Source organism: Pseudomonas sp. TE3552, from assembly GCF_056278945.1.
In genome coordinates this window covers 6,154,069-6,166,208 of record NZ_JBWBQJ010000001.1, presented here as the reverse complement: position 1 = coordinate 6,166,208, position 12,140 = coordinate 6,154,069, and the positions used below count along the sequence as shown (strand labels likewise).

13 protein-coding genes are annotated in these 12,140 nt (G+C 59.6%); 6 read left to right on the top strand and 7 right to left on the bottom strand.

Features of this window, described 5'->3' with window-relative positions; all coding sequences use genetic code 11:
* Positions 1-138: 138 nt before the first annotated feature.
* Positions 139-1,263: a methyltransferase gene (locus tag ACZ9BB_RS27985; RefSeq protein WP_476217983.1), complete on the top strand. Its 1,125-nt coding sequence runs from the start codon at positions 139-141 to the stop codon at positions 1,261-1,263.
* Positions 1,264-1,333: 70 nt separating this feature from the next.
* On the opposite strand, the gene ACZ9BB_RS27980 is transcribed toward ACZ9BB_RS27985, so the two are convergent.
* The 3 genes from ACZ9BB_RS27980 to ACZ9BB_RS27970 are packed head-to-tail and all read right to left on the bottom strand — an operon-like array spanning position 1,334 to position 4,003.
* Entirely contained in the window at positions 1,334-1,501 is a 168-nt protein-coding gene (locus tag ACZ9BB_RS27980; RefSeq protein ID WP_258622847.1) for a DUF2474 domain-containing protein, read from the bottom strand.
* A 51-nt stretch (positions 1,502-1,552) separates the two neighbouring features.
* Positions 1,553-2,560 carry a cytochrome d ubiquinol oxidase subunit II gene (cydB, locus tag ACZ9BB_RS27975; RefSeq protein ID WP_476217982.1) on the bottom strand — a complete coding sequence of 336 codons (1,008 nt, stop codon included), beginning with the start codon at positions 2,558-2,560 and terminating at the stop codon, positions 1,553-1,555.
* Positions 2,561-2,563: 3 nt separating this feature from the next.
* Positions 2,564-4,003 (bottom strand): cytochrome ubiquinol oxidase subunit I, encoded by a 1,440-nt coding sequence (locus ACZ9BB_RS27970; RefSeq protein WP_476217981.1) that lies wholly within the window; start codon positions 4,001-4,003, stop codon positions 2,564-2,566.
* A gap of 525 nt (positions 4,004-4,528) precedes the next feature.
* Between ACZ9BB_RS27970 and ACZ9BB_RS27965 the strand changes: the two genes are divergently transcribed.
* A complete protein-coding gene (locus ACZ9BB_RS27965; RefSeq protein ID WP_476217979.1) occupies positions 4,529-5,767 on the top strand; it encodes an MFS transporter in 1,239 nt (412 codons plus the stop codon).
* Between the two features lie 11 nt (positions 5,768-5,778).
* On the opposite strand, the gene ACZ9BB_RS27960 is transcribed toward ACZ9BB_RS27965, so the two are convergent.
* Both ACZ9BB_RS27960 and ACZ9BB_RS27955 read right to left on the bottom strand, forming a co-directional pair.
* Positions 5,779-6,330, bottom strand: coding sequence for a DJ-1 family glyoxalase III (locus ACZ9BB_RS27960; protein WP_476217977.1), 552 nt, complete (start codon positions 6,328-6,330; stop codon positions 5,779-5,781).
* A gap of 67 nt (positions 6,331-6,397) precedes the next feature.
* The gene (locus tag ACZ9BB_RS27955) at positions 6,398-6,844 is read right to left on the bottom strand and encodes a DUF4879 domain-containing protein (RefSeq protein ID WP_476217975.1); all 447 of its coding nucleotides are present in this window, start codon (positions 6,842-6,844) and stop codon (positions 6,398-6,400) included.
* Positions 6,845-7,065: 221 nt separating this feature from the next.
* Here ACZ9BB_RS27955 and ACZ9BB_RS27950 point away from each other — a divergent pair, with 221 nt between their 5' ends.
* Positions 7,066-8,361: an NCS2 family permease gene (locus ACZ9BB_RS27950; protein WP_105343705.1), complete on the top strand. Its 1,296-nt coding sequence runs from the start codon at positions 7,066-7,068 to the stop codon at positions 8,359-8,361.
* Entirely contained in the window at positions 8,358-9,437 is a 1,080-nt protein-coding gene (trmA, locus tag ACZ9BB_RS27945) for a tRNA (uridine(54)-C5)-methyltransferase TrmA (RefSeq protein ID WP_476217972.1), read from the top strand. The genes ACZ9BB_RS27950 and trmA overlap by 4 nt, the downstream gene beginning before the upstream one ends.
* Before the next feature lie 52 nt (positions 9,438-9,489).
* On the opposite strand, the gene ACZ9BB_RS27940 is transcribed toward trmA, so the two are convergent.
* Both ACZ9BB_RS27940 and ACZ9BB_RS27935 read right to left on the bottom strand, forming a co-directional pair.
* A complete protein-coding gene (locus ACZ9BB_RS27940) occupies positions 9,490-9,936 on the bottom strand; it encodes a DUF2442 domain-containing protein (protein ID WP_018925807.1) in 447 nt (148 codons plus the stop codon).
* The gene (locus ACZ9BB_RS27935; protein ID WP_476217970.1) at positions 9,933-10,361 is read right to left on the bottom strand and encodes a DUF4160 domain-containing protein; all 429 of its coding nucleotides are present in this window, start codon (positions 10,359-10,361) and stop codon (positions 9,933-9,935) included. Before ACZ9BB_RS27935 ends, ACZ9BB_RS27940 begins: the two co-directional genes overlap by 4 nt.
* 285 nt (positions 10,362-10,646) lie before the next feature.
* On the opposite strand from ACZ9BB_RS27935, the gene ACZ9BB_RS27930 reads away from it, so the two are divergent.
* Both ACZ9BB_RS27930 and aroQ read left to right on the top strand, forming a co-directional pair.
* Positions 10,647-11,567, top strand: a complete 921-nt coding sequence (locus tag ACZ9BB_RS27930) for a LysR family transcriptional regulator (protein WP_476217968.1) — start codon at positions 10,647-10,649, stop codon at positions 11,565-11,567.
* Positions 11,568-11,697: 130 nt separating this feature from the next.
* The gene (gene aroQ, locus ACZ9BB_RS27925; RefSeq protein WP_476217966.1) at positions 11,698-12,138 is read left to right on the top strand and encodes a type II 3-dehydroquinate dehydratase; all 441 of its coding nucleotides are present in this window, start codon (positions 11,698-11,700) and stop codon (positions 12,136-12,138) included.
* The last annotated feature ends 2 nt before the right edge of the window (positions 12,139-12,140 follow it).

The window sequence follows — 12,140 nt, the reverse complement described above, 5'->3', positions numbered from 1 at the left end:
ATCTGCGATCCAGTCCTGAGTGATGCCGTGTGAAACTCCACGACGTAGTCCACTCGGAATGGCTCGCCCGTTGTAAGCCTCTGCGCGGCGGGCCGCTCGTTGATTATCCTCCGCTGACTACCCAGAGCCCCTCGCCTCATGCCTCTGCTTGAAACCCCCTTCGCTCAACTCGATCTGATCCGCCAGCCAGAACAGCAGAACGAACCCTTGCAAGCGTTTGATGCGGCAGACGAATACCTGCTCAATCATCTGGCCGGGCAACAACCGGCAGCAGATACCCGGGTGCTGGTGCTCAACGACAGCTTTGGCGCATTGGCTGCCAGCCTGGTGGGCAAGGTTCGGGTGACCAGCAGCGGCGATTCGTTTCTGGCGTTTCAGGGGCTGGAAAAAAACCTGATACGCAATGGCCAGGCGTTTGATGCAGTGCCGAAGGTGCCTGCCAGCGAAACGCTCGTCGGGCCGTTTGACCGGGTTTTGATTCGCGTACCGAAAACCCTGGCCTTGTTGGAAGAGCAACTGATCCGTCTACAGGGTCAATTGGCGCCCGACGCTCAAGTGATTGCCGCCGCGATGGTGAAACATCTGCCACGCGCTGCGGGGGATCTGCTGGAGCGCTACATCGGCCCGGTGCAAGCCTCGCTGGCCGTGAAGAAGGCACGGCTGCTGATTGCCACGCCCCAAGACAAAGCCCCGGCGATCTCCCCCTACCCGACCCGCTATCGACTCGACGAACCTGCGATCGAATTGCTCAATCATGCCAATGTGTTCTGCCGCGAAGGGCTGGATATCGGCACGCGGGCCTTTTTGCCGCACTTGCCGAAAAACCTCGGCATAGCGCGAGTCGCCGATGTGGGGTGTGGCAACGGCGTGCTGGCGATTGCCAGCGCCCTGCAGAATCCTGAGGCCCATTACACGCTGGTGGACGAGTCATTCATGGCCGTGCAATCGGCTGCTGAAAACTGGCGCGCGGCGCTGGGTGAGCGTGACGTTATCGTGCGGGCCGGCGATGGTTTGACGGGGCAGGAGCCGCAATCCCTTGATGTGGTGCTGTGCAATCCGCCGTTTCATCAACAGCAGGTGGTCGGCGACTTCCTGGCCTGGCGCATGTTCCAGCAGGCGCGCGAAGCGTTGGTGGTGGGCGGCGCGTTGTACATCGTCGGCAACCGTCATCTGGGTTATCACAGCAAGCTTGCGCGGTTGTTCCGCGGCGTCGAGCAAGTAGCGGCCACACCCAAGTTCGTCATTCTCAAAGCACGCAAATAATCACGGACAAAAAAACCCTCCATCACAGGAGGGTTATAAATCCGTGCCGCAAGGCAACGGGATGGGAATTTCAGTGGGTACTCAGGCCCGCGGCATTCATGAACATGCGCATCAGGGTGGCCACGATGAACAGTGCCACGACGCTGCCGGCCCAGATCATCGCCAGCCAGCCGAGCCGCTGCCAGAGCGGCTTTTTCTCGGCGGCTTCGATTTCCTGCAAAGTGGGTTTGCCAGCCATCATCGTTTTCTCCTCTGCAACGGCGCAGGATTCAATTCTGCGCCGTAGTCGCTAGTGGTAACCATCTTCGTGGGTGACCTTGCCGCGGAACACGTAGTAGCTCCAGAAGGTGTACCCCAGGATGAACGGGATGATGAACAGCGTGCCCACCAGCATGAAGCCCTGGCTTTGCGGCGGCGCGGCAGCGTCCCAGATCGAGATCGATGGCGGCACGATGTTCGGCCACAGGCTGATACCCAGACCGCTGTAGCCGAGGAAGATCAGCACCAGGGTCAGCAGGAACGGCGTGTAATGCGCATTGCGGGCCACCGCGCGAATCAGACCGTACAGGGTCACCAGCACCAGAATCGGTACCGGCAAGAACCAGAACAGATTCGGCAGGGTGAACCAGCGCGCGGCGATCTCGGCATGGGCCAATGGCGTCCAGATGCTGACAATGCCAATCACCGCCAGCAACACGAAGGCCAACGGGCGCGCCAGGTCATGCATCTGTTCCTGCAACTTGCCCTCGGTCTTCATGATCAGCCAGGTGCAACCGAGCAGCGCATAAGCCACCACCAGTGCCGCACCGCAGAACATCGTGAACGGCGTCAGCCAATCGAGTGAGCCACCGGCAAACTGACGATTGACCACCGGCAGCCCATCGATGAACGCACCCAATGCCACGCCCTGAAAGAAGGTTGCGGCGATCGAGCCACCGATGAATGCCTTGTCCCAGAGATGGCGCTTGGCGTCCTTGGCCTTGAAGCGAAACTCGAAGGCCACACCGCGGAAAATCAGCCCGATCAGCATGAAAATCAACGGCAGGTACAACGCCGAGAGCACCACCGAATAGGCCAGCGGGAAGGCGCCGAACAAAGCCGCGCCGCCCAGTACCAGCCAGGTTTCGTTGCCGTCCCACACCGGAGCGACGGTGTTCATCATCACATCACGGTCGGTCTTGCCCGGAATGAACGGGAAAAGAATCCCGATCCCCAGGTCGAAGCCGTCCATGACCACGTACATCATGATGCCGAAGATGATGATCACGGCCCAGATCAGCGGAAGATCAATACCCATGACTCAAATCTCCTTGGTCAGGCTGTGGTTGTGATCGCCGTCACCGTTGTCGTCGGCGGCGGACAGCGGACGGGCCGGTGTGCGTTTCTGGCCAGGACCGCCTTCGTTGGTTTCCTTGCCTTCGTCGATCTTCGGCCCTTTGCGCACCAGGCGCATCATGTAGCCAAGACCGGCACCGAACAGCGCGAAATACACCACAACGAACATGATCAAGGTGATGCTCATCTGCATGAAGCTGTGCCCGGAGGACGCATCCGCCGTGCGCATCAGCCCATAAACCACCCACGGCTGACGGCCTATTTCGGTGGTGAACCAGCCGGCGAGGATCGCGATCAGGCCGGATGGGCCCATCCACAGAGCCAGGTACAGGAACGGACGCGAGGTATACAGCTTGTCGCGCTTGCGCAGCCACAGGCTCCACAACCCGGTGAAGATCATCAGGAAACCCAGGCCGACCATGATCCGGAACGACCAGAACACGATGGTCGAATTCGGCCGGTCTTCAGGCGGGAACTCCTTGAGCGCCGGCACCTGTTTGTCCAGGGTGTGGGTCAGGATCAGGCTGCCCAGGTACGGAATCTCGACCGCGAACCTGGTCTTTTCGGCTTTCATGTCCGGCCAGCCGAACAGAATCAACGGGGTCGGTTCATCACCGACATTTTCCCAGTGACCTTCAATCGCAGCGATTTTCGCCGGCTGGTGCTCGAGGGTATTGAGGCCGTGGAAGTCACCGATGACGGCTTGAATCGGCGCCACGATCAGCGCCATCCACATGGCCATCGAGAGCATGGTGCGGATGGCCGGGTTGTCCTTGCCGCGCAGCAAATGCCAGGCCGCCGACGAACCGACGAAGAAAGCGGTAGCGACGAACGCCGCCGTGGCCATGTGCATCAGCCGGTAGGGGAACGACGGGTTGAAAATCACCGCCAGCCAGTCCACCGGGATGACTTGCCCGTTGACGATCTCGTAGCCCTGCGGGGTCTGCATCCAGCTGTTGGAGGCGAGAATCCAGAAGGTGGAAATCAGGGTACCGATGGCGACCATGACCGTGGCGAAGAAGTGCAGCTTGCGCCCGACCCTGTTCCAGCCGAACAGCATGACGCCGAGGAAACCAGCTTCCAGGAAGAACGCAGTGAGCACTTCGTAGGTCAGCAACGGCCCGGTCACGGAACCAGCGAAGTCCGAGAAGCGACTCCAGTTGGTACCGAACTGATAGGCCATGACCAAACCGGACACCACGCCCATGCCGAAGTTGACGGCAAAGATCTTCGACCAGAAATGGTACAGATCGCGATAAGTGTCGTTGTGCGTCTTCAGCCACAGGCCTTCGAGCACCGCCAGGTAACTTGCCAGGCCAATGGTGATGGCCGGGAACAGGATGTGAAACGAAATGGTGAATGCGAACTGAATCCGGGCGAGATCAAGTGCCTCCAAACCGAACATAAGTCTTCCTCTGTCAGGTAATACCGGCTGAAGGCTTGTGGCCTACACCCACTGTCCTACGGATATGGAATGTGGCGAATTCGAATTCGTTCTTTTTTTACCATCATCACAACGTAGGGAATCTGGCCATCTGGCCGCCCGATCAATTCCACGAAGGGTCTTGATCTGGATCAAGCAACGTTGAAAGAGTAGTCGCATTTTTGCCGATGGACGGTGTGGTCTTTTGCCGCGTGACAGGTTGCCTCACGGGTTTGGTCATGCGTTGCAATACATTCCCTGTGGCGAGGGAGCTTGCTCCCGCCCGGCTGCCTAGCAGTCGCAAAACCGGGTAATGCGATGTGCCTGTGGTATGGGGTGGCGGGTTCGGGGCTGCTTCGCTGCCCAGCGGGAGCAAGCTCCCTCGCCACAGGGATTGGTATGTTCTGAGGGATCGGTGTCTAGCTAACTAAATTTTCCGCGCTCGCAACTTCTGGTTACAGGTTGGTGATAATCTCGCCCCTCCCCCTCGCCCAGATTTGTCTTCAGATGCCCAGCCAAGCGCCCCTGCTGTTACGTCATCACCGTCCGTTTATCGCGTTCTGGCTGGCTCGGGTATTTACTGCCAGCGGTTTTCAGATGCTGACCGTGGCCATTGGCTGGAATCTGTATCAACTGACCGGCAACGTACTCGATCTGGGGCTGGTGGGACTGGTGGAATTTGCCCCTCGAGTGTTGTTCATGCTGCACACCGGGCATGTCGCGGACCGCTATGACCGGCGCAAGGTCGCGGCGATCTGTCAGTTCCTGCAAGCGCTGATCGCCCTGTCGCTGGCCATCGGCAGCGCGACCGATCAGGTCACCCGGGAGATGATCTTCATCCTCGCGTTCGTGCTCGGTGCCGCTCGCTCCTTCGAAATGCCAACCACCCAGGCTTTGCTGCCGAGCATCGTGCCCAGTGCCCTATTCCCGCGTGCGGTTGCTGCCGCGCAGTCTGCGCAACAATCGGCCACCATCGTCGCCCCGGCCCTCGGTGGATTGCTTTATGCCTTCGGCAGCGTCTGGGTCTATGGCCCGACGGTGATCCTTTACCTCATCGCCTGTTCGTTGATGCTCAACCTCCCTGCCCGGCAAACGCCGCTGAACAAGGGCAAGGCAACCCTGGATTCGCTGCTGGCGGGCATCCGCTTCATTCGCAGCCGTCCAGATATTCTCGGGGCGATTTCTCTGGATCTGTTTGCCGTCCTGCTGGGTGGCGCGACTGCGCTGCTGCCGGTGTTCGCCAAAGACATTCTGCTGACTGGCCCCTGGGGCCTGGGCCTGCTGCGTTCGGCCCCGGCAGTTGGTGCGTTGCTGATGTCGCTGTTTCTGGCGCGATTTGCCGTGGAGCGCAATGTCGGACGGGTGATGTTCACTGCCGTGGGCGTATTCGGCGTGGCAACGATCGCCTTCGGCCTGTCGACTTCGTTCTGGTTTTCACTCGCTGTGCTGGTGATATTGGGCGCGGCGGACATGATCAGCATGGTAATCCGCGCCTCGTTCGTGCAACTGGAAACCCCCGACGAGATGCGCGGCCGGGTCAGTGCCGTGAATGGCCTGTTCATCGGTGCTTCGAATCAGCTCGGCGAGTTCGAGTCCGGCTTGACGGCCCACTGGTTCGGCACTGTGCCAGCAGTGGTGATGGGCGGCATCGGCACGCTGATGGTCACCGGGGCCTGGATCAAACTGTTCCCGACCCTGGCCAACCGCGACCGCATGCATGTGCCGGTGGAAGAAGTCAGGGCCTGAAGCAGTTCTCTCTACACCACCAACTCCCCCGCCACCGTTGACCGCATGGCTTTGCCACAAAGCGCCTCCACCAGCGCCAAGGCAAACTCCAATGCGGCGCCCGAACCCTGGGCGGTGATGCAGTTGCCATCGACTACTACCGGTTGATCGATGAAGTTACAGCCTTGCAGTTGATTGCTGACCGAGGGCAGGCAAGTCATGCGCCGCTGACGCAGCACGCCAAAAGTCTGCAGCGCCAGCGCCGGCGCTTCGGCGATGCCGGCAAACAAGCGTCCAGCGGCGACCTGGTCCTTGATCAATTGTTGCAGGGGTTGGTGGGCCGCCAAATGCTGCGCCCCCACAGCGCCGCCGGGCAAAACAATCAAGTCGAAGGGTTGGGCCAGTAAATCCACCAACATCGCATCGGCGGTCAGGCGAGTGCCGCGAGCGCAGGTAAGCATGCGTCGCGACTCGATGCTGGCCACCACCACTTCAACCTTGGCGCGGCGCAGCACATCGATCAGGGTCACGGTTTGCAGATCGTCGATGCCCTCGGCGAGGGTAATCAGAGCTCTAAAGGTCATGGGCGCGGTCCACTGGATGATCTTTAAAGCGTAGTCAGCTTTCCTGCCCCTTGTTCGAGCCCTGCCGTTACTTGATGTAAAGCTGCGTCGACATCGTGTTGCCCGGCGCGTTGATCGAGGTGTTGCTGAACGTGAAGGTGCCGTCCTGCTTGCCGGCCAGATCGAAGATATACAAATACCCGACGGTTTTTCTCCCGACGGTGCATTCGGTCAGGTTGCCATTATCAAAGGCACAGACGGGGGTCCGGGTGCCATTCAGATCAAAACCGTCCAGCCCGACATGCGCCCCACGACCATAGCCGACCTCCAGCACATAGACCTTGATGTTCGGCCCCTTGTGGTCGCATCGGGTTTGCGCTTGGCCATCCGCGATACCTTCAAAACCACAGCCTGGCGATTCGACCTTGAGTACCTTTACCTGAGTCAACGGCGGCGCGGAAGCCGCCGAAGCCATTTGCGCCCCCAGAGACAGGGTCATCAATATTCCGAACCCGGCAATCAGTCGCTTTTTCATGCAATACCCATGTCCCCAAAACCAGCGCGCAGTATGGCTCAGTTGGCATTACCGCAAAACATCGACGACGATCGCAGCCATAAGCAGCCATAGCCCCACGCTGCTGGTATGATGCGCGGCTTTTTCCGACCCACAGAAAATTCCCAGGCGCCTGCTGCGGCCTGTGCTTTGCTGTTGAGGTCGATACATTCACGGCGCCCGGCGCGCCACGGGGAGCAGACATGCTGGAAAGGCTGTTTCAACTCAAGGCACACAACACCAACGTGCGGACCGAGATTCTGGCGGGCGTCACGACCTTTTTGGCCATGGCCTACATTCTGTTCGTCAACCCGAGCATCCTCGGCGAGACCGGCATGGACAAGGGCGCGGTGTTTGTCGCCACCTGCCTGGCAGCCGCCATCGGCTCGACGACCATGGGCCTGATCGCCAACTACCCGATCGCCCTGGCACCGGGCATGGGCCTGAACGCCTTCTTCACCTACACCGTAGTCCTGCACATGGGTCACACCTGGCAAGTGGCGCTGGGCGCGGTGTTCCTCTCGGCGGTGATGTTTTTCCTGCTGTCGATCTTCCGCATCCGCGAATGGATCATCAACAGCATCCCGCTGGCGCTACGCTCGGCGATTGCCGCCGGTATCGGCCTGTTCCTGGCGCTGATCGCCCTGCACAACGCCGGCATCGTCGTCAGCAACCCGGCGACCATGGTCGGCCTCGGCGACCTGAAGCAACCGGCACCGATCCTCGCGACCCTGGGCTTTGCCCTGATCGTCGCCCTGGAGGCCCTGAAAGTCCGTGGAGCAGTGCTGATCGGCATTCTGTCGGTGACCATCGTCTCCATCCTGTTGGGCTTCAGCCCGTTCGGCGGCGTGATGTCGATGCCACCGTCGCTGGCGCCGACCTTCCTGCAACTGGACATCAAAGGCGCACTGGATATCGGTCTGGTCAGCGTGATCTTCGCGTTCCTGTTCGTCGACCTGTTCGACAACTCCGGCACCCTGATCGGCGTCGCCAAGCGCGCCGGCCTGATGGGCAAGGACGGCCACATGCCGAAAATGGGCCGCGCCCTGATCGCCGACAGCACCGCGGCCATGGCCGGTTCGTTGCTGGGCACCTCGACCACCACCAGCTATATCGAATCCGCAGCCGGCGTGAGTGCCGGTGGCCGCACTGGCCTGACCGCCGTTGTGGTGGCGATTCTGTTCCTGCTGGCGCTGTTCTTCTCGCCATTGGCGGCCAGCGTTCCGGCCTTCGCCACGGCGCCTGCGTTGCTGTTCGTCGCCGTACTGATGACATCGGGCCTGGCGGAAATAGACTGGGACGACATCACCGTTGCCGCGCCAGTGGTAGTCACCGCGCTGGCTATGCCATTCACTTACTCCATCGCCAACGGTATCGCCTTCGGATTCATTTCCTGGACCGCCATCAAGTTGCTGTCCGGCCGTGGCCGTGAGCTGAACTCAGCGTTGGTGGTTCTGTCGATTCTGTTCGTGATCAAGTTAGGTTGGTTCAACGCATGACTTTTGATTCCCAAGCCTACGCCGTTCAGCTCGAAGATAAGGTCACGCGCCTGCGCGACCTGCTGGCCCCGTTCGGTGCCCCCGAACCTGCGGTGTTCGATTCGCCGCTGAAAAACTTCCGCCTGCGCGCCGAATTCCGCCTGTGGCGCGAAGCCGGCGAGCGCCATTACGCGATGTTTTCCCAGGAAGACAAACGCACGCCGATCCTGATCGAAGAGTTTCCAATCGCAAGCCTGCGCATCAATGAACTGATGCCGCTGCTCAAGGCAGCATGGAAAGCCAGTGCCGCCCTGAGCCACAAGCTGTTCCAAGTGGAGTTCCTGACCACCCTGGCCGGCGATGCGATGATCACTCTGTGCTACCACCGCCCGCTGGACGAACACTGGCACGCGGCGGCGTCGAAACTGGCCGCCGACCTGAACGTCAGCATCATCGGTCGCTCGAAGGGCAAACGCGAAGTGATCGGTCACGATTACGTGGTTGAGAAACTTGACGTCGGCGGGCGCACCTTCAGCTATCGCCAGCCGGAAGGCGCGTTCACCCAGCCCAACGGCACGGTGAACCAAAAGATGCTCAACTGGGCGTATGACGCCCTCGGCGATCGGTCCGACGATTTGCTGGAGCTGTATTGCGGCAACGGCAACTTCACTCTGCCTCTCGCTACCCGCGTACGCAAAGTGCTGGCCACCGAAATCAGCAAGACCTCGGTCAACGCCGCGCTCAGTAACCTGAGTGAAAACGCGGTGGGTAACGTCACGCTGGTGCGCTTGTCTGCCGAAGAGCTGACCGAAGCCCTGAACGAAGTTCGCCCGTTCCGCCGCCTGCACGGCATCGATCTCAAGAGCTACGAGTTCGGCAGCGTGTTCGTCGATCCACCCCGCGCAGGCATGGACCCGGACACTTGCGAACTGACCCGGCGCTTCGACAACATCCTCTACATTTCCTGCAACCCGGAAACCCTCGCGGCCAACATCGCCCAACTAAACGACACCCACCGCATTACTCAATGCGCGATGTTCGACCAGTTCCCGTGGACCCATCACATGGAGTCCGGCGTGTTGCTGACCCGTCGTTGATTGCAGCCGTTACACAAATCAGCCGTCCATTGGACGGCTTTTTTGTGGGCGATCAAAGAGCCGCATCGACCTTGCGTGGGCGACCGCCCTTCTTGCCGTTGGCCCGAGCTGCCTCGGCTTTGGCGGTGCTGCTCTGACGGCCATTGCGCGAGGCGACCACCGAGGCCGCCATATCCATCAGCGGTTTGCTCGCCGAAATCAAACCGGCGATGGAGACCTGCAGATCCTTGTCTTCATGAAAAAGCGCGGCTCCGGCGAAACCGATTTTCAAACCGGCGAAATCCTCGGTCTCAAAACCATCGAACTCTGGATAGTTTTTCACTGGCAACAACACACCGCTGCCATCCTCGAAACCGACGGCGAGACATGGATCAAGAAAGATCACCGTCGTTGCATTCAATCCACTGCGACGGCGTAACTCGCCACTCTCGATTGCTTCGTCCAAAACGCCTTCGGTCACAGGGTGATCTACCTGCATTTTTGCACTTATCGTTTTCATAATTCGATCTCCACGCCCTCCGGTGCTCCCATCAGCGTCAATAAGGTCTTGTTTCCTTCAGGCTCATAGCGAGCCGAACCAATCATGTAAGTCGTGCTGGCAATCCTCTTCATCACGACCACTTCATTGCCCTGCCAATCCCATAACTGATTGTCGAGGCAGGCCGTCTGCAATTTGCTCCACCAGATGCCACGGGCTCGCCGCAAATGGGCAGGTTGCCTGAGCGCCTGGCGTAACCCTTCCAGCATGGCCAGAGGAGGTCGATGCGAATGAGGAACGACATCCCAGAGCTCTACGCCGTTGTGCCAGAAGCTGAACCGAAAGCGTGCGCTCCATGTGCCTCCATCGACGTGAACGTGTGGTGGGCAATGCTCGTCACGCAACATGACTACCAGTGACAACCCCTTGTAGCGGCATACATTCATGCTAACCCATCCGTTAGGTTATAGAATCCGAAGATTCGCCATTCCTTGAAAAATCCGATAACTGGCGCTAACCGTTCGATCAGCTGACCACGTTTGAGCCTAGCGTTTCAGGTCGACCGCCCCCCGCCGATCAGGGCAAAAAAGAGTAAGCAATCCTTTCACTGCCAATATCTGGCCGGTGATGAACTCAACGGCGCTGGTGGTTGAAACGAACCCTGTATTTGTACGTCTGCATTTGATAAATACCACCTCAGGCATCCCATTTGATTCTTGGTGTAATCAATCATGCAGCGACATTTCGACGATCTTCAATTAGGCAGCATCGAATTGTTTTGCCTGGCCGCCGAAGCCGGTAGCTTTACTGCCGCCGCACTGGTGGCGGGCGTAACCCCGGCAGCCGTCAGCCGCTCGGTGTCGCGTATGGAAGAACGTCTGGGTGTGCGGTTGTTCGCGCGGACCACCCGCAGCGTCAAGCTGACCGACAGCGGTCGGCGCTATTTCAAGGAGTGTCGCCTGGCTCTGGCGCAACTGGTCGAGGCCCAGCGCGAGGTGATGGGGCAGCAGCAAGAACCCTCCGGCACCTTACGTATCAGCATTCCCACTACCTACGCCCATCATCGAATCCTGCCCTTGCTGCCGGCATTTCGGGCGCGCTTTCCCGCCGTGAAAGTCGAGGCGCACATCAGCAATCGCAACATCGATTTCGTCGGCGAAGGCTATGACATGGCAATCCGTGTGCGCGCCATTCCCGACTCCGGGCTCATTGCCCGACCGCTGGAGGACGCCGCGCTGGTGATGATTGCCAGCCCTGATTATCTGAAGCGCGCTGGCATCCCGCAGACCCTGGATGATTTGGCGCAGCACGAATGCATCCAGTTCGAACTGCCCAGCAGCGGCCGACGCATTGCCTGGTTGTTCAATGAAAATGGCGCACCGCGGGAGATTCTGGCCGAGGGCAACTACTGTTGCTCCGACGATGTATTGGGCGGTGTGACGTTGGCGAAACACGGTGCCGGGTTGTTTCAAACTTATCGCTTCATCGTCGAAAACGAGCTGGCGGATGGCTCGTTGGTGGAAGTGCTCAAGCCCTATGGTGGACGCTCCCGCCCCTTCACCCTGCTCTATCCACAAAGCCGTCATGTGCCGTTGCGGCTAAGAGTGTTTATCGACTTTCTGGTTGAGCGTCTGCCACGCATCAATGCATGACCGTCCGATCACCGCACAAATAATCCAGCCTCGACGCCTCTTCAATTGACCTTATTAACCAGTTAGTACAATTTATCTCCACAGGCTGAAACCCTCGGCCAATGCCAAAAACAATAAGTGGAGAAACCCGATGTCCCCTATCGTTCTGGTGCTCAATGGCCCGAACCTGAACCTGCTGGGCACCCGTGAACCGGCGACTTATGGTCACGAAACCCTGGCGGACATTTCCGCGCTGTGCGGTCGCGCCGCCGAAGAGTTCGGCCTGACGGTGGAGTTTCGCCAGACCAACCATGAAGGCGAATTACTCGACTGGATTCACGCTGCCCGTGGCCGTTGCGCCGGGATCGTCATCAACCCGGCCGCCTGGACTCACACCTCGGTCGCCATTCGCGATGCCCTGGTCGCCAGCGAACTGCCGGTGATCGAAGTGCACCTGTCCAACGTCCATGCCCGCGAACCCTTCCGGCATCACTCCTTTGTCTCGTCCATCGCCACGGCAGTGATGTGCGGTTTCGGCAGCCACGGCTATCGTTTGGCGCTGGAGCATTTCAGCCAACGTTTGAAAGGTTAAGC